Genomic DNA, 17,506 nt, shown 5'->3' on the forward strand with positions numbered 1-17,506 from the left:
CGACTGTTTACTAAAAACACAGGTCCGTGCGAAGCCGTAAGGCGATGTATACGGACTGACGCCTGCCCGGTGCTGGAACGTTAAGGGGACCGGTTAGTCACATTTCGGTGTGGCGAAGCTGAGAACTTAAGCGCCAGTAAACGGCGGTGGTAACTATAACCATCCTAAGGTAGCGAAATTCCTTGTCGGGTAAGTTCCGACCTGCACGAATGGCGTAACGACTTCTCGACTGTCTCAACCATAGGCCCGGTGAAATTGCACTACGAGTAAAGATGCTCGTTTCGCGCAGCAGGACGGAAAGACCCCGGGACCTTTACTATAGCTTGATATTGGTGTTCGGTTCGGCTTGTGTAGGATAGGTGGGAGACTTTGAAGCGGCAGCGCCAGCTGTTGTGGAGTCGTCGTTGAAATACCACTCTGGTCGTGCTGGATGTCTAACCTCGGTCCGTGATCCGGATCAGGGACAGTGTCTGGTGGGTAGTTTAACTGGGGCGGTTGCCTCCTAAAGAGTAACGGAGGCGCCCAAAGGTTCCCTCAGCCTGGTTGGCAATCAGGTGTTGAGTGTAAGTGCACAAGGGAGCTTGACTGTGAGACTGACGGGTCGAGCAGGGACGAAAGTCGGGACTAGTGATCCGGCGGTGGCTTGTGGAAGCGCCGTCGCTCAACGGATAAAAGGTACCCCGGGGATAACAGGCTGATCTTCCCCAAGAGTCCATATCGACGGGATGGTTTGGCACCTCGATGTCGGCTCGTCGCATCCTGGGGCTGGAGTCGGTCCCAAGGGTTGGGCTGTTCGCCCATTAAAGCGGTACGCGAGCTGGGTTTAGAACGTCGTGAGACAGTTCGGTCCCTATCCGCTGCGCGCGTAGGAATATTGAGAAGGGCTGTCCCTAGTACGAGAGGACCGGGACGGACGAACCTCTGGTGTGCCAGTTGTCCTGCCAAGGGCATGGCTGGTTGGCTACGTTCGGAAAGGATAACCGCTGAAAGCATCTAAGCGGGAAGCCTGCTTCGAGATGAGTATTCCCACCCCCTTTGAGGGGTTAAGGCTCCCAGTAGACGACTGGGTTGATAGGCCAGATGTGGAAGCCCGGTAACGGGTGGAGCTGACTGGTACTAATAGGCCGAGGGCTTGTCTAACTATTTTTGCTTCGCGTCCACTGTGTAGTTCTGAAGTAACGAACCGTGATAACACCCGGTTGGTTAACTTCATAGTGTTTCGGTGGTCATAGCGTTAGGGAAACGCCCGGTTACATTCCGAACCCGGAAGCTAAGCCTTTCAGCGCCGATGGTACTGCAGGGGGGACCCTGTGGGAGAGTAGGACGCCGCCGAACAATCATTGGCCTCAGGCCCGGGATCTCTGATCCCGGGCCTGAGGTTTTTTGCGTTGCGATGCTGCCCGGACGGCTGACACGATCGCCCTATGGGATACGAGATACGTGCCACCCAGCCGCACGAGTGGCAGCAGCGGAGGCAGCTGAGGCTGGCCGCGCTTCTGGATCCGGCGAGCAGCGTGGCCTTCGTCAACACCTACGAGACGGAAGCGGCCTTCCCCGAGGAGACGTGGCAGCGCAGAGGGACCACCCCCGGGTTCGTGGCCGTCAACGAGGCCGGCGAATGGGTGGGTTCCGCAACCGTGCTGGTGGAGGTCGGAGCGGCGTTCCCGGTCCCGCAGACCCATATCGTCGGCGTCTACATGGCGCCGGAGGGCCGCGGCAACGGGCTGTCCGAGCGGATGCTGCGGGCCGCGATCGACTGGTCCTGGGAACTGCCCGAGAAGATCGGCCGGGTCCGGCTGTGGGTGCACGAGGACAACGCGCGGGCGCAGGCGTTCTACGCGCGGCTGGGGTTCACGAGGACCGGCGAGACGATGGCGTTCCCGCTCGACGAGTCGCAGACCGAGTACGAGATGGAGCTCCCCCGCCCTTCCTGAGCACGAGCCCACGCAACCGCGGGGCTACGCGATGCGCTCCAGGTCGGCCGCGCTGACCTCGCCCAACAGACGCTCGCCCCGGGTCCAGCGCCGTACTTCGTCGACGGCGTAGGCGCCGAGGCGGCGGACCTCGCTGCCCTGGCAGCCGGCGATGTGCGGCGTGACCAGGACGTTGGGGAGGCCGAACAGCGGGTGGCCGTGAGGGAGTGGCTCCGGTTCCGAGACGTCGAGGTAGGCCTCCAGGCGGCCGGTGGAGCATGCGCGGACCAGGGCGTCGGTGTCGATGAGCCGGCCGCGGGCGGTGTTGATGAGTGCGGCGCCGTCGCGGAGCAGGGCCAGCCGCCGGGCGTCGAGCAGATGGTGCGTCTCGGGCAGATCCGGGGCATGGACGGTGACGACGTCGGAGGACCGGCACAGGTCGTCCAACTCCACGAGCTGGACGCCGAGTTCGGCGGCCGTCTGCGCCGATACATACGGGTCGGCGAGGAGCACGCGGTAGCCGGCGCTCGCGGTCGTGAGGCGGTCGATGACGCCTCGGCCGATACGGGAAGCCCCGATGACGCCGATGGTCGCCCCGTCGCCCCCCTGACGTTCGCCGAAGCCCGGCAGGTCGCCGCGGGCGTACTGGGTTGCGGTGCCCAGGGTGCGGCGGGCGGCCAGCACGATGGTGGCCAGAGCGAACTCGATGACCGGGCCCGCGTTGGCGTCGGCCGCGGAGGAGACGGAGATTCCGCGCTGCCAGACGGCCGGGTGCACATGGTCCTTGACGGTGCCGGCGGCGTGGATGACGGCGCCCAGCCGGGGGGTCGCGGCGAGGGTGTCCGGGCCGATGAGGGGGCAGCCCCAGCCGGTGATGAGCAGGTCCGCGGCGCGGAGTGCCGTGCGGGCCGCGAGGGTGTCGAAGCCGCTGGTGATGACGTCGGGATGGAGTCGTACGCAGCTCTCGAGCCGGGCCCGCAGATCGGCGGGGAGTACCGCGTCGACCACGTCCGCGCGCATGGCCAGGACTGCGGTCGGTCGGTCCGGCATGACAACCCCCACGATGTAAACGGTTACTTGATGTTGATCGGAGGCTAGAACGGCCAGCCCCTCAGGTCAAGAACAACACTGGTTGAAGGTCTTGACCCTGCGTAGTAACCGGTTTAGTTTCCTCCCACCTTGACCGTCAGGGAGGACGCGATGGCGATAGCCAATCGGGGCGCCACCGACCGCAGTCATGCGGTCGTAGCGCCCTTCGAGGAGCAGGAACGGGAGGGGTGGGCGGCCGAGCCGGGTGGGCCGCCCCGCCGGGACTCGCGGTGGAAGCGGTTTCGCAAGGACCGGGTCCTGCTGCTGCTGATGCTGCCGGGACTGGCGTACTTCCTGCTGTTCCACTACGGCGCGATGGCCGGCAACGTCATCGCGTTCAAGGACTACGTGCCGTTCGACGGGCTGTGGGCCAGCCAGTGGATCGGGCCGGAGAACTTCCAGCGGATGGTCGAGGACACCGACTTCTGGGCGGCCGTTGTCAACACCCTGTGGATAGCGCTGCTGCAGCTGGCGTTCTACTTCCCCGTCCCGCTCGCGCTCGCCATGCTCCTGCACAGCCTGACGAGGGACAGCGTCCGGCGTTTCGTCCAGAGCGTCGCGTATCTCCCGCACTTCCTGTCCTGGGTGATCGTCGTCGCGCTCTTCCAGCAACTGCTGGGCGACACCGGCCTGCTGAACAGCGCGCTCGGCGACGCCGGGCTGCACAGCGTCGACATCATCGGGAACCCCGATGCCTTCAAACCGCTGGTCGTGGCGCAGGTGATCTGGAAGGACGCCGGCTGGGGGACGATCATCTTCCTCGCCGCGCTCGCCCAGGTCGACGAGCAGCAGTACGAGGCGGCCGCGATCGACGGCGCCGGACCGTGGCGGCGCTTCTGGCACGTCACGCTGCCCGCCGTGCGGCCCATTGTCGTGCTGCTGCTGATCATGCGGCTCGGCGACGTGCTGTCCGTCGGCTTCGAGCAGATGCTGCTGCAGCGCCCGGCCGTGGGGCCGGAGGCGGCGGAGATCATCGACACCTTCGTCTACTACAAGGGCATCATCGGCGGCGACTTCGGGTTCGCCGCCGCCGCGGGGCTGTTCAAGGGCCTGGTCGGTGCCGCGCTGGTCTACACGGCGAACAAGATCGCCCATCGCCTCGGGGAGCAGGGGGTGTACCGATGAGCGCTGTCCGACCCAGCTGGATGGAGAAGCCGCGGCCGGTCACGCGGGCGGCGAAGGCCGTGGCGCTGACGGCGGTCGTGGCGCTGGTCCTCGTCCCGTTCCTGATCATCGTCTCGACCAGTCTGGCCTCCCACCAGGAGGTCGTGGACAACGGCGGCTGGGTGCTGTGGCCGCAGCACCCGACCCTGCGCGCCTACCACCAGATCTTCGACGGCGGGATCGTCGGCCATGCGCTGATGGTGAGCGCCGGGGTGACGATCGTCGGTACGGCTGTGAGCCTCGCGTGCACCATCGGACTGGCCTACGCGCTGAGCCGCCCCGGGGTCTTCGGCGGCCGCCCGGTGCTGCTGCTGATCCTCTTCACGTTTCTCTTCCCGCCCGGCATGATCCCCGGCTTCCTGCTGGTCAAGGGGCTGGGCATGCTGGACAGCTACTCCTCGCTGGTCGCTCCCGTGCTGATCAACGTCTTCAATCTGATCGTGCTGCGCGGCTTCTTCCAGTCGGTGCCCGAGGAACTGTACGAGGCGGCCCGGCTCGACGGGGCGGGGGACTGGACGGTGCTACGGAAGATCGTCCTTCCGCTCTCCAAAGCGGCACTGGCCGTCGTCGGGCTCTTCTACGCGGTCTCCTACTGGAACGCCTGGTTCTACGCCTCGATCTATCTCAACTCCGACCACTGGCCGCTGCAGCAGGTGCTGCGGACGTATGTGATCAACGGCGCGCAGATCGCCGACACCGGGGTGAGCGAGGCGGGCATGGTGTCGGCGCCGCAGACGATCCAGATGGCGGTGCTCGTCGTGGCCACGGTGCCGATCCTCGTCGTCTACCCCTTCCTGCAGAAGTACTTCACCAAGGGCGTGCTCACCGGCGCCATCAAGAGCTGAGCTCCCCGCCCACCTTCGCGAGTCCTCCGTTGCGAGTCTTCCTTCCGAAAGGACACCTCCGTTGAGTTCCTCGTCGTACTCGCGGCGTACCCTGCTGCGCTCGATCGCCGCCGGTGGCGCCGCCCTCGCGGTCCCGTCCGTCCTCACCGCCTGTTCGTCCTCCGCGGGCGGGCACGACGTCTCCAACGCCGGCAAGAAGCTGGCCGCCTGGCCGACGCATCTGCCCTTCCAGGGGCCGGTGCCTGACCTGCCGGGTTCGGCGAACGGTGTGCAGGCCGGCTTCACCTCCTACCCGAAGAACCTGGTGCGGGCGGTGGCCGCCAAGCCGGGTGACGGCAGCACGATCAAGGTGCTGACGATCACGTACGGGACGCCGCCCAAGGCGGCCGCGCAGAATAAGTTCTGGACGGCCGTCAACGAGGCGCTGGGCGTGAAGATCGAGTACACGGTCGTCCCGGACTCGGACTACCCCAACAAGATGGCGACGCTGATGGCCGGCGACGACCTGCCGGACATCATCAACATCGGCGGCGGGTACGTGCTGCCGCGCGAGGCCGAGTTCGTGCAGTCCAAGTGCGCCGACCTGTCGGAGTTGCTGTCGGGCGACGCCGTCAAGCAGTACCCGAACCTGGCGAACATCCCCAGGTACGCCTGGCAGGACATGGGCCGTATCGGCGGCCGGATCTTCGGGGTGCCGGTGGAGCGCTCCAAGCCCGGCAACCAGCTGTGGATCAACCGGAACCTGTTCGCCGGGGCCGGGATGAAGGACGGCTGGACCGCGGACGACTTCCTGGCCGTGTCGAAGGCCGCGACCAAGGGCAGGACGTACGCGCTGGGTGCCTCGCAGCAGGGCGTGTTCGGGCTCAACCTGCACGCGATGGCGTTCGGTGCGCCCTACGAGTGGAAGGTGGAGGGCGGCACGTTCACCGACGCGTACGCCACCTCCGAATTCCGGGCGGCCATCGAGTACATGGCGAAGCTGCGGTCGGCCGGGGTGTTCGAGCCGAACGCCTCGGCGACCTCGCAGGTGGATCTCAAGACGCAGTTCTACAACGGCACCGTCGGCTCGATGACGGACGGTTTCGGCGCGCTGATCAGCAACGTCCAGGGCATCAAGGGGAAGTTCGACCTGGACGTCGCGCTGCCGTACGACGCGAGCGGCTCGGGCGGTGCGAAGCCGGCGATCCAGCAGGCGCGCAACATCTTCGGCTACACCGTGCTGAAGAAGGCGTCGAACGACCGGATCAAGCTCATGCTGCGGGTGCTGGACTATCTCGCCTCGCCGTTCGGCAGCAAGGAGTACGAGCTGCTGCACTTCGGCATCGAGGGCACCCACTTCAGCCGCGGTGCCGACGGGTCGCCCAAGCTGAACGACCTGGGGCTGCTGGAGGGCAACACCAACCTGCCGTTCAAGTACCTGTGCGACGCGCCGCAGGTGCTCTTCATCCCCGGCCGGCCGGAGGCGGTCCGGATCAACCACGCGTGGCAGGTCAAGGCCATGCCGATGATGGTCCGCAATCCGCGCTTCGGACTGCAGTCGGCGACGCTGAGCCGGGTCGGCGCCACTATCGACCAGTATCTGAAGGACAGCGTGATGAGCATCGTGGCCGGACGGAAGCCGATCGGCGAATGGGACGCGGCGGTCAAGAAGATGCGCAACGACGGCCGCGCGAAGATGGCCGACGAGCTGGCCAAGGACTACGCCGCCAACACCTGAGCGGGCGCCTGAGCGGGCGGGGATCCGCTCTGCGGATCAGTGGGTGTGGAGGGCGCTGCCGCCGGGCGTGGCACGACTACGCTGGGTGGCAGCGTGGGGTGGGGCGCACGGAATCGGACGGCAGGCATGCGGGCATGACGGAAGCAGCATCACGGGCCGGCGGTCAGCGTCGGGTGACCATCCGGGACGTCGCCGAGCGGGCGGGCGTATCGGTCGCGACGGTCTCGCGGGTCCTGGCCGGGAACTATCCGACGTCCGCCGCGGCGCGCGCGAAGGTGCTGCGGGCGGTGAAGGACCTGGACTACGTCATCGACGCGCGGGCGCGGGCGCTGGCCGGGACCGGTCCGAAGACCGTCGCGGTGATCGTGCAGGCCGTCGACAGCCCGTTCTACGCCGAGGTCGCCCAGGGCGTCGAGCAGGAGGCCGCGGCCCGCGGCCGGCTGTGCCTGGTGTGCAGCCACGGCGGGGACATCGCGCGGGAGCTGGCGCTCGTGCAGATGATGCGCGAGCAGCGCGCCGAGGTGGTGGTGCTGGTCGGCGGCGCCGTCGAGGACGAACCGTACCGGGCCCGGCTGAACGAGTACGCGCACGCGCTGTCGGCGGCCGGGTCCCGGCTGGTGCTGTGCGGCCGCCCGGCGCCCACCCCGGACATGCCGGTGCTCGTCGTCGAGTACGACAACGAGGCGGGCGCCTATGCGATCACCAGCCATCTGCTGTCGGCCGGGCACCGGCGGATCCTGTTCCTCGGCGGGATCCCGGGCCACAGCACCTTCGAGCCGCGCCTCTCCGGGTACCGCCGGGCGCTCGCCGACCACGGTCTGGACCCGGAGCCGGCGCAGGTCTCCGGATCGGGCATGGGGCGGGACAACGCCTATGCGGCGGTCCGGTCCATGATCGCGGTGTCGGGCGGCAGACCGGAGTTCACGGCGGTCTTCGCGGGCGACGACCTGGTCGCGGCGGGTGCGATGTCCGCGCTGCGCGACGCCGGACTGCGGACTCCCGAGGACGTGTCGGTCGTCGGCTACAACAACGAGCATTTCGCGCAGGACCTCAACCCGCCCCTGACGACCGTGCACATCCCCTCGTACGAGCTGGGGCGCGAGGCGGTCAGGATCGCGCTGTCCGAGGACGTGTCGGGCGGGCCGGCGCAGCGCCGCCATCTGCTGGGCACGCACATCGTGGTGCGCGATTCGGTGGGACGGGCGCCGCGGGGCTGATGGTCCTGCCGGCCCATCAGGAACGGTGACGGCAGGAACGGTGACGGTTCGGGTTAGCCGAGCCGGACGGCGTCCGGGATCTCGTCGGCGATCGCGCCGACCGGATCGCCCAACGACAGGCGCACGTCCGCCTGTTGCCAGAGCGCCGTCCGCCAGCGGTCCCTGGCCTGTTCCGGCGAACGGAACACCGCGAGCACCGGAAGCCCGTCGGCCTGTCCGGTGGCCAGCAGCGCGGGCAGCTCCGGGATCGGAGCAAGCGCCGCGATGTCGTCGAGGACCAGCGTGATTGGTGGGTCGAGCCGACCGGCAGATGACCTCGCAGCCATGGACCGGCCGTGCTCGACCACGCTCGATACGAGTGCGGTCAGCAGTGGCATCGCACCCGGGCGGGCTCGTGGATCCTCGATCGCTTCACCCACCACGTAGAGCGTTCCCCTCTCGGAGACGAACGACTCCCAATCGGGTGCACCGGCTCGACCGGGATTGCAGGCGTCCCTGATATGGATGGAGTTGAGGCACTCCAGCCCCCGGTGTATCAGCGCTTGCGCGGCATCCCGGCGCTCGGGGTGGGCGTGGAGTATCGACTCCAACTCGCCGCTCCAGCCGGGAGCGGCCGTTCGCGCCGTACGCAGGATCCGTACCGCCTCGCCGCCCGCGGCGCCGCCCGCCGCCCAGCGGTGCACCTGACGGAACGGCAGTCCGTCGACGGCCGCCGCGTGCAGCCAGCAGCGCAGCAGCGTCTCCGCCGCCGCGAACGTGAGGGAGTCCAGGCTGCTGGTGGGCCGCAGCGGTGCGAGGAGTGCGGCGGCGCGGGTCGCCGCCTTCGGCGCGTCCTCGCAGCCGGTGTGCGGGGCCCAACGGAGGCGGCCCGGAAGGTCGATCAGATGCGCCGGATCGTAGACGGTGACCGGGCCCAGCTTGCTGCGGTTGCCGACGGTCCTGCGGTACGTCTCGGCGTCGGCGGTCGTGACGATCACCGCGCCGGCGGCGTTCAGGATCGCGGGCTCCACGGCCCGCTTGGCCTTGTCGCCGCGCGGGGCCGCGAACAGGGCGTACGTACGGGTCAGTTCACCGCTGGCGAGCGGGTCGGCCGCGGGCGGGGCGAGCGGCGGTATCCCGTGTCCCGTGGGGACGGCGGCGTTCTGCTGGCCGGGAGCGCCCTGGCCGCCCGGTACCGGGGCGAACTCCGGCTGGACGGGGGTGCCGTGGCCCTGCGGCGGCGCGGGGGCGGTGACCGGGGGCTGCGCCTCGTAGGCCGTGGGTACGGCGGGCGTCGGCTCCGGCCGCCGCTCGGGTTCGGGCTCCGGCTGACGTTCCCGCTCGCGGTCGGACTCGCGGTCGGGCTCACGTCGCCGGGGGCGGGGTACGGCGCCGATGTCCTCGGACTGTTCTCCTCCGGCGGTGTCCTGGGCGGCTTTCGCCGCCGCGCGGGCCTCGCGGCGGTTGGCGCGCACCACGCGGTACCGGGTGAGGACACCGATCAGGAAGACCGTCAGGACGAAGAGAACCATCAACTGGCCGATGAAGATGCCCCAGAAGAGCCCGGAGCCGGGGAGCTCGGGCGGCGGGGACTCCGGCCAGGCGCCGGGGATGTCGTGCGGGTCGCCGATGAGGTGGCGCATGGCCAGCGGGGTGCGGGTGAAGTGCACCGCGGTGGGCCACTGGCCGTGGGCGAACAGCCCCGCGATGCCGGTGGCCGTCCAGACCATGATGGTCATGCCCAGCAGAAAGCCGAGGATCCCGAGGATCAGCCCGTCGGGGACACCGCCCTCGGCCCGCCGCTCGGCGGTCCCGCGTCGCTCCGCCGCCACGTCAGGCCACCGCGTCGTCGGCCAACTGCTTCGCGAGCGAGACCTCCGCGGCCGCGGCCGCGTCGGCCACCGCCTCCGCCTCGACCTGGGCCGTGTGGTCGACGGACGACTGGGTCATCGCGCTGTCCGTGAAGACCAGCGGGCGTTCGGACTCGGTGATCAGGTGCTTGACGACCTGGACGTTGCCGTTGACGTCCCAGACCGCGATACCCGGGGTGAGCGTCGGGATGATCTCCACCGCCCACCGGGGCAGGCCGAGGACCAAACCCGTCGCGCGAGCCTCGTCGGCCTTCTGGGCATAGATCGTCCGCGTCGAAGCCATCTTCAGGATGGCGGCGGCCTCCTTGGCCGCTGCGCCGTCCACGACGTCCGACAGGTGGTGGACGACGGCGACGAAGGACAGGCCGAGGCGGCGGCCGAACTTCAACAGCCGCTGGAAGAGCTGGGCCACGAAAGGGCTGTTGATGATGTGCCAGGCCTCTTCGACCAGGAAGACGCGCTTGACCCGGTCGGGCCGGATCCAGGTGTGCTCCAGCCACACGCCGACGATGGCCATCAGGATGGGCATGGCGATCGAGTTGCGGTCGATGTGGGAGAGGTCGAAGACGATCAGTGGCGCGTCCAGGTCGATGCCGTTGGTCGTCGGGCCGTCGAACATGCCGCGCAGGTCACCGTCGACCAGCCGGTCCAGCACGAGGGCCACGTCCAGGCCCCATGCCCGGACGTCGTCGACGTCGACGTTCATCGCCTCGGCGGAGTCCGGCCTGGGATGTCGGAGCCGCTCGACGATGTCGGTGAGGATCGGCTGCCGCTCGGTGGTGGTCTCCGTGACATACGCGTGGGCGACCTTGAGGGCGAAGCCGGACCGCTCGTCCAGGGCGCGCCCCATCGCGACCTCGATGATCGTGCGGAGCAGCGCGAGCTGCCCGGTCGCGGCGATCGCCGGGTCCAGCGGGTTGAGCTTGATGCCGCCGTTGAGGGCGGCCATCGGGTCCAGGCGGATAGGAGTTATTCCGAGCGCCTTCGCGATCAGGTTCCATTCGCCGACGCCGTCCTCGCCCTGGGCGTCGAGCACGACGACCTGGCGGTCGCGGAAGCGCAGCTGGCGCAGCACGTACGTCTTCTCCAGCGCGGACTTGCCGTTGCCGGACTCACCGAGCACCAGCCAGTGCGGGGCGGGCAGCTGCTGGCCGTAGAGCTGGAACGGGTCGTAGATGTAGCCCTTGCCGGAGTACACCTCGCGGCCGATGATCACGCCGGAGTCGCCGAGGCCGGGGGCCGCGGTGGGCAGGTACACGGCCTGCGCCTGTCCGGTGGAGGTGCGGACGGGCAGCCGCGTCGACTCCACCTTCCCGAACAGGAAGCCGGTGAACGCGTCGGTGAGCGCGGCGAGGGGGTCCAGCATGGGCATGATGGGCCTCCTGTTAGCGGCGGATTCCGGTCGCGAACGGCAGCGTGTTCACGAACGCACGGTGGTGCTCGCGGTCGCACCACTCCAGTTTCAGATACGACTTACCCGCTGAGGCGCGGATCGTGCGCTTGTCACGCGCAAGGGCTTCGGGCGAGCGGGAGGAAACGGTGATGTAGCCGACGAGGTTCACTCCGGCGGCCCCGCTGGCGAGGTCCTCGCCGCGCTGGTCGACGCGGCCGTGGTGGGCGACGTCGCGCGGGTCGATCACCCGGTTCATCTTGGCGGCGCGGCTGGCGTCCGCGTCGTCGTTCGTCTTCTCGGTCAGCATCCGCTCGATGGCGACATCGGTCGGCTCCAGGTCCATGCAGACCGCGACCGTGCGGATCACGTCCGGGGTGTGGACGAGCAGCGGGGCGAGGAAGTTGACGCCGACGGGCGTCATCGGCCATTCCTTCACCCAGGCCGTGGAGTGGTGCCAGGGCGCGCGGGTGGACGATTCGCGGGTCTTGGCCTGCAGATACGTCGGCTCCGTCGCATCCAGCTCGGCCGGCCAGGCGTTGCGCCGGGTCATCGCCTGGATGTGGTCGATGGGGTGGTCCGGGTCGTACATCGAGTGGACGAGGGACGACAGCCGGGCCTGGCCGAGCGGCTGGCGGACCCGGATGTCCGCCTCGGCGAGCCGGGCGCAGATGTCGGTGAGCTCACGGGCCATGACGGCGGCGAGCCCCGCGTCCTTGTCGACCTCGGAGCGGCGGGTGACGGTCGCGCGGGCCAGCGCGTGGCCCTCGGCGGCCAGCTCGCGGGTGAAGTGCATACAGGCGACGAGATAGGCCCGGTGCTGCTCGGAGGAGGTCGACACCATCGACTGCAGCTGCTCGTAGGAGTCCTTGAGCCAGGACTCGGCCTGTGGGTCACCGCGCAGCGAGACGTCCTTCGCGTGCGCGTCCGGGTCGGCGGGCAGCGTACGGGCCAGCATCTGGAGGCGGGTGACGTAGCCGTCGCCGTTCGCCACGTGCTTGAGCAGCGTGCCGAACCGTTCCACCAGGGCTTCCTGGTCCTCGCTGTCGCGCAGCCCGACGCCGGGGCCCTCGATCTCGATCGCGGCGGTCACGGTCCTGCGGTCGATGTGCAGCAGTACGGCGATCTCGTCGGGGCCGAACGGCGCCGACAGCCAGTTGATCCGGCCGATGCCGGGCGGCGGCCCGACCTCGACCTCACGCCCGTCGAGCCCGATACCGGCCTCGGAGACCGCGGACCGGTAGGCGGGGGAGCGGCGCAGCGTACGGCGGTAGGTGCGGTTGATCTCGAACCAGCGGTAGAACGTCCGCCGCCGGTACGGCATGTAGACGGCGGCGAACGCCAGCAGCGGCCACCCGACGAGGGTGAGGATGCGCAACGGGAGTATCGGGACCAGCAGGCCGCACATCATGCCCAGGAACGCGCCGACGACGATCAGCGCGATCTCCCCGGTCTCCCGGTTCTTGCCGACGATCGCGTTCGGGCGGGCCTTGCCGATCAGATATGTGCGGCGCGGCTGGGTGAAGGGCTGGGACGTCACCGGCGATCACCTCCGTGCTTGTTTCCGTTGCCGTTGCTGTTGTTCCCGCGGTCCGGTGTGGTGCGGGGCGCGGGCGCCGCCGGGACACCGTTCGAACCTCCGCCACCGCCTCCGCCGCCGCTCGGGCCGGGGTTGCCGTTGCGGCTGCCGTGGGCGGCCACGCCGCCGGACACCGGGTTGGACGGCTGGCCGCCCCCACTGGTTGCCTGCTCCTGCGGACCACCGCGCGCGCTGTGCGTCTTGATGCCCTGCTTCACCAGCGCGGCGGGCGAGGAGATCACGGCCGCGGCCTGGGCGCCGCCGGCTTCCTTGCGGTTGTTCTTCAGGCTCACGACGTCATCGCCGAAGCCCGGCACGAAGCGGTAGATCATGAAGCTCGCGAAGATCGCCAGCAGGATGATCGCCAGTCCCGAGACGACGGCGGAGAACGAGTTCGGCCCGTCGGACGCGCTCAGCGCCCCCGCCAGGCCCAGCACGATCACGATCACCGGTTTGACGAGGATGACCGCGATCATGATGCCCGCCCAGCGGCGGACATGGCCCCACATGTTCTTGTCGACCAGCCCGGAGTACACCGCGGTGCCGAGCAGCGCGCCGACGTAGAGCAGCGCGGCCCTGATCACCAGCTCCAGCCACAGCACGCCGGCGGCCAGCACCGACACCATGGACACGACGATCAGCATGATCGGGCCGCCGCCGATGTCCTGGCCCTTGGCGAGGGCGGCGGAGAAGTTGCCGAAGAACGTGTTGGTGTTCGACGACGTGCCGGCCGCGATCACATCCGTCACGGCGTCCGTCGCCGACACCACCGTGTAGAGCACCAGCGGCGTGAACGCCGAGGCCAACACCGTCAGCCACAGGAACCCCACGGCCTCCGTCAACGCTTCCGTCAGCGGCACACCGCGCACGGCCCGCTTGGCGACGGCCAGCAGCCAGAGGACGAGCGTGAGGATCGTGGAGGCGGCGAACACGACGGCGTACTGGCGCAGGAAGGTGGTGTTGGTGAAGTCCACCTGTGTGGTGGACGTGATCGCCTTGGAGAGCTTGGTGATCACCCAGGAGGCGGCGTCGGCACAGCCCTTCGCGAGGGCGCTGAGGGGGTCGAGGGTGTCGGGGAGGGGGTTGGAGGGGCCGCCTCCGCCGCCTTTGCCCTTCTCGCAGTACTCCTTGGCGGGACCCGAGATGAGCGCGCAGGGGTCGCTGCTCGCCGTGGGGGCCGGCGTCGGAGTAGGGGTCGGGGCCGCGGCGGCGCGGGTCGCCAGGAGAACGGCGGCGGTCTGGATGCCCGCCACGACTCCTGTGAGCGAAAGGGCACGTAGACGTCGGCTACCGCGCATACGTGAACCCTCCGAAACCCTTGACCGCGTCCGCGATCTCGCCAGCACCGGACACCGGATTGTCGCCGCTCACTGGGGTCGGGCCCTTCTTCTGTCCGGTATCGAGGACCTTCCAGTCCGAACCGTTCCACTTCAGCGTGAAAGTGACGGTGAACCAGTTGTTCGTCACCGGTTTGGTCGAGGCGTTGCCCGCCAGGCCGAACATGCCGGCGCACCATACCGAGACGTTCGCCGTGTCACCGTCGAACTTGTCGATCTTCGTGCCGGCCGGGATGGTGCGGTCGACGAAGGTCAGACCGGCCGGGGCGGCACCGTCGGCGCTCAGCCCGATGCCGGCCAGGAAGGCCTTCGAATAGTTGGTGTCGAAGCCTGCCTGCATCGTGCCGACCGTGCTCCTGTCCGCGATCGCGTCGATGATCGCGTGGCGGCGGTCCGTGTTGAACATCCCGTCACCCCCCAGCGCCACCGCGTAGTTCGCCGCCGCGGACTGTGCCCCCTGCTCCGACTTCGCGAAGCCCGCCGCGATCCCCGCGTTGTTGCCCGTGACCGGTTTGTCGCCGGTCGGGGCGGTGGGGTTGGCGTTGGTGCCCTTGGTGCCGCCGGAGGACGCGCCGTCGGAGGCGGTGTTGCCACCGCCCCGGTTGGCGAGGACGATCACGGCGACGAGGAGGACGACGACGCCGAGGACCGTCACCAGGGCGCGGCTCGGCTTGGTGCGGCGTGGCGCGGCGCCGTGCCCGCCGTGCCCTTCGGGCATGCGGGTGCGCGTCGGTGGGCCGTCCTGGCCGGTATCGCTGCTGGGGTGAGTGGGCATCAGCACGCAGCCTCAGGTGGGGGAGGGGGCCTGGGACGGGCTCCCGGGGACATGGGACAGGCTGGCTCTGGGCTACACGACTACACGGCCATGCCGTAGACGATGGTGAACAGCGTGCCGAGGGATCCGATGATGAACACGCCGGTCAGGCCGGCGATGATCAGACCCTTGCCCTGTTCGGCGCTGAAGGTGTCGCGGAGGGCTGTCGCGCCGATCCGCTGTTTGGCCGCGCCCCAGATCGCGATGGCGAGGCAGAGCAGGATCGCTACCGCCATGACCACTTCGATCATCACGCGTGCTTCGTTCCCGAGGGACCCGAAGGGCCCCCAGTTGGGGGCGATGCCACCGATAATGGTGTTGATGTCGCCCTTTGTGGCTGCCAAGAACATATGGAACTCACCACCCCGCTCGGTCAGTTGGAGCCCTCGCCGGGGCGCAAGGGTCCAGGGTCTATCTTGGCCGATGTGTCAACCGGTTCTTGTCGACTCGGCGACTTTCTCGACGGATCCCCCGTGTGATCCGGACCGCAGCGTCCAGAATGTTGCACGGACCGGTGTTCGATGGGACGTAGACGACTACTCTGTGTATCACGAGCGTCACCGTAGGGCAACGATTGGAACGAAGGCGCGGACGAATGCTGCGGAAAGTCTGGCGCACCGTCACCATCGGTGCCCCGCAGCCCGTGCATCACTCCTGAGAGGGCATGGCTGATGGCGAAGAAGGTCTGGCTCACCGTCACTCTCGGCTTCGGGCTGTGCCTTTCGTTCATGGCGCTGCTGGTGATCGGCACGTTCTCGGCCGCCGCCGGGCTGGCCGGCGGGAGCGGCGGGTCGGTCACGCTCGCCAAGGGTTCGGTGCCCGCGATGTACCAGTCGATCGTGCAGAAGTGGGGCAACCTCTGCCCGGAGATCAATCCGGCGCTGCTGGCCGCACAGCTGTACCAGGAGAGCGGCTGGAACCCGCGGGCGCAGAGCGCCGCCGCCGCGCAAGGTATCGCGCAGTTCATCCCGGGTACCTGGGCGTCCCACGGAGTGGACGGGAACGGGGACGGGAAGCGGGATGTGTGGGACCCGCAGGACGCGATCCCGTCGGCCGCCTCGTACGACTGCGAGCTGGCCAAGTACGTGAAGGACGTGCCGGGGGACCACAGCGACAACATGCTCGCGGCGTACAACGCGGGTGCGTACGCGGTGATCCACGCGGGCGGGATCCCGCCGTACCGCGAGACGCAGAACTACGTGAAGACGATCAGGACGCTGGAGAAGAGCTTCGCCGCGCCCGTGGGCCGCGTGGCGCCGTCCCAGCAGGCCGCGGCGGCGATCTACTACGCGCAGGGCAAGCTCGGCACGCCGTATCTGTGGGGCGGCAACGGGACGGCCGACCAGGGCGGGCGGTTCGACTGTTCCGGGCTGACGAAGGCGGCCTACGAATCGGTCGGCATCGAACTGCCGCGGGTGGCCAACGACCAGTGGAACGCGGGGCCGCACCCGAAGCGGGACGAACTGCTGCCGGGCGATCTGGTCTTCTTCGCCACCGACCTCAACGACCCCCGGTCGATCCACCACGTCGGACTGTACGTCGGGGGTGGGTACATGATTAACGCCCCGTACACCGGCGCGGTCATTCGCTTCGACAAGATCGACACACCGGACTTCATCGGCGGGACCCGCGTGACGAAGGACGGAGCGCAGGCGCTGCCGACTACGGGCGCTGCGTGAGGCTTTGGCCTGGGGATGCGCTTTCCGATCTCTCTTGGATAACTTCCTGGTGATCATCCGGTAGAGACCGGAACGCTACGTACCGTGTCCGCCGTTGCACAGGGACAATGGCGCGAAGAAACGGCGTTCATGGCCTGGAGGCCAGCAGCGGGGCCGGAGTATGGACCAGGTAAGGGGCACCACCACATGGCAGAGCACGCAACCGACGGCTCGAACCCTGACGTGGGCCTGCTGCGCGACATCAACGGCCTTGCCAAGGACTCCCCGCACTGGGTCGACCGCTCCGTGGAGTTCATCGGCGAGTACGGGCTGATCGTGCTCATGCTGCTGCTGGCCGGCTGGTGCTGGTGGCGGGTCGCGCGGCGCAGCGAGCAGGCGCCCGCCGCGGTCGCCGGGGTGGTGTGGTCCGGCCTCGCCGCCGGCATCGCGCTGCTGCTGAACATCCCGGTGCGCGGTCTCGTGGAGCGGCCCCGGCCCTTCGTGGACCATGAGGGGCTCGACGTCCTGATCAAGGGGAAGTCCGACTTCTCGTTCGTGAGCGATCACGCGACGCTCACGATGGCCATGGCTGTCGGGCTGTTCATGGTCAGCCGCAAGGTGGGTGTCGTCGCCATACTGATCGCGCTCGCCGAGGGTTTCTGCCGGGTCTTCATGGGCGTGCACTACCCGACCGACGTGATCGGCGGCTTCGCCCTCGGTACCGCCACGGCGCTGCTGCTCGCACCGCTCGCGATGGCGCTGCTGACGCCCGTCACGGCGGCGATGGGCCGGTCCCGGATGCGCGGGCTCGTCCGGTCCCCGGCGCGGCGGGGTGGGGCGTACCCGATGCCCACCGCGTACGACAAGGACCTGGCGGCCTGAGCCCGCCGGCCGCCTGAGCCCGCCGGCCGCCTGAGCCCGCCGGCACCGGGG

The 17,506-nt window shown here is 68.7% G+C and carries 14 protein-coding genes and 2 rRNA genes (1 of these 16 running past the window's edge); 9 read left to right on the forward strand and 7 right to left on the reverse strand.

Annotated features, from left to right (window positions below; translation table 11 throughout):
* From C8250_RS23810 to C8250_RS23820, 3 genes are all read left to right on the forward strand, one after another.
* Positions 1 to 1,140, forward strand: a 23S ribosomal RNA gene (locus C8250_RS23810); it begins 1,985 nt to the left of the window's first position.
* Between the two features lie 78 nt (positions 1,141 to 1,218).
* Positions 1,219 to 1,335 (forward strand): 5S ribosomal RNA (gene rrf, locus C8250_RS23815).
* Positions 1,336 to 1,424: 89 nt separating this feature from the next.
* Complete coding sequence (locus tag C8250_RS23820) at positions 1,425 to 1,934, forward strand: GNAT family N-acetyltransferase (RefSeq protein ID WP_138358447.1); 510 nt, start codon at positions 1,425 to 1,427, stop codon at positions 1,932 to 1,934.
* Positions 1,935 to 1,958: 24 nt separating this feature from the next.
* Here the strand turns inward: C8250_RS23820 and C8250_RS23825 are convergent, their stop codons facing one another.
* Complete coding sequence (locus tag C8250_RS23825; protein ID WP_232485408.1) at positions 1,959 to 2,963, reverse strand: hydroxyacid dehydrogenase; 1,005 nt, start codon at positions 2,961 to 2,963, stop codon at positions 1,959 to 1,961.
* Between the two features lie 309 nt (positions 2,964 to 3,272).
* Here C8250_RS23825 and C8250_RS23830 point away from each other — a divergent pair, with 309 nt between their 5' ends.
* From C8250_RS23830 to C8250_RS23845, 4 genes are all read left to right on the forward strand, one after another.
* Entirely contained in the window at positions 3,273 to 4,127 is an 855-nt protein-coding gene (locus tag C8250_RS23830) for an ABC transporter permease subunit (RefSeq protein ID WP_138358495.1), read from the forward strand.
* Complete coding sequence (locus C8250_RS23835; protein WP_138358449.1) at positions 4,124 to 5,011, forward strand: carbohydrate ABC transporter permease; 888 nt, start codon at positions 4,124 to 4,126, stop codon at positions 5,009 to 5,011. The genes C8250_RS23830 and C8250_RS23835 overlap by 4 nt, the downstream gene beginning before the upstream one ends.
* Before the next feature lie 61 nt (positions 5,012 to 5,072).
* Positions 5,073 to 6,728, forward strand: a complete 1,656-nt coding sequence (locus tag C8250_RS23840; RefSeq protein ID WP_138358451.1) for an extracellular solute-binding protein — start codon at positions 5,073 to 5,075, stop codon at positions 6,726 to 6,728.
* A gap of 134 nt (positions 6,729 to 6,862) precedes the next feature.
* The gene (locus tag C8250_RS23845) at positions 6,863 to 7,945 is read left to right on the forward strand and encodes a LacI family DNA-binding transcriptional regulator (RefSeq protein ID WP_138358453.1); all 1,083 of its coding nucleotides are present in this window, start codon (positions 6,863 to 6,865) and stop codon (positions 7,943 to 7,945) included.
* 53 nt (positions 7,946 to 7,998) lie between these two features.
* On the opposite strand, the gene C8250_RS23850 is transcribed toward C8250_RS23845, so the two are convergent.
* The 6 genes from C8250_RS23850 to C8250_RS23875 form a co-directional block, all read right to left on the reverse strand.
* Positions 7,999 to 9,756: a type IV secretory system conjugative DNA transfer family protein gene (locus C8250_RS23850; protein ID WP_138358455.1), complete on the reverse strand. Its 1,758-nt coding sequence runs from the start codon at positions 9,754 to 9,756 to the stop codon at positions 7,999 to 8,001.
* 1 nt (position 9,757) lies between these two features.
* Positions 9,758 to 11,161 (reverse strand): ATP-binding protein, encoded by a 1,404-nt coding sequence (locus C8250_RS23855; RefSeq protein WP_138358497.1) that lies wholly within the window; start codon positions 11,159 to 11,161, stop codon positions 9,758 to 9,760.
* 19 nt (positions 11,162 to 11,180) lie between these two features.
* Positions 11,181 to 12,725, reverse strand: a complete 1,545-nt coding sequence (locus C8250_RS23860; protein ID WP_138358457.1) for an SCO6880 family protein — start codon at positions 12,723 to 12,725, stop codon at positions 11,181 to 11,183.
* Positions 12,722 to 14,062, reverse strand: a complete 1,341-nt coding sequence (locus tag C8250_RS23865; RefSeq protein WP_138358459.1) for a hypothetical protein — start codon at positions 14,060 to 14,062, stop codon at positions 12,722 to 12,724. Before C8250_RS23865 ends, C8250_RS23860 begins: the two co-directional genes overlap by 4 nt.
* The gene (locus tag C8250_RS23870) at positions 14,052 to 14,876 is read right to left on the reverse strand and encodes a hypothetical protein (protein WP_138358461.1); all 825 of its coding nucleotides are present in this window, start codon (positions 14,874 to 14,876) and stop codon (positions 14,052 to 14,054) included. Before C8250_RS23870 ends, C8250_RS23865 begins: the two co-directional genes overlap by 11 nt.
* 80 nt (positions 14,877 to 14,956) lie before the next feature.
* Complete coding sequence (locus C8250_RS23875; protein ID WP_138358463.1) at positions 14,957 to 15,265, reverse strand: hypothetical protein; 309 nt, start codon at positions 15,263 to 15,265, stop codon at positions 14,957 to 14,959.
* 321 nt (positions 15,266 to 15,586) lie between these two features.
* Here C8250_RS23875 and C8250_RS23880 point away from each other — a divergent pair, with 321 nt between their 5' ends.
* Both C8250_RS23880 and C8250_RS23885 read left to right on the forward strand, forming a co-directional pair.
* Positions 15,587 to 16,594 carry a bifunctional lytic transglycosylase/C40 family peptidase gene (locus C8250_RS23880; protein ID WP_138358465.1) on the forward strand — a complete coding sequence of 336 codons (1,008 nt, stop codon included), beginning with the start codon at positions 15,587 to 15,589 and terminating at the stop codon, positions 16,592 to 16,594.
* 186 nt (positions 16,595 to 16,780) lie between these two features.
* A complete protein-coding gene (locus C8250_RS23885) occupies positions 16,781 to 17,455 on the forward strand; it encodes a phosphatase PAP2 family protein (RefSeq protein ID WP_138358467.1) in 675 nt (224 codons plus the stop codon).
* Positions 17,456 to 17,506: the final 51 nt, after the last annotated feature.

The organism is Streptomyces sp. So13.3 (assembly GCF_005860785.2).
Classification (GTDB): domain Bacteria; phylum Actinomycetota; class Actinomycetes; order Streptomycetales; family Streptomycetaceae; genus Actinacidiphila; species Actinacidiphila fildesensis.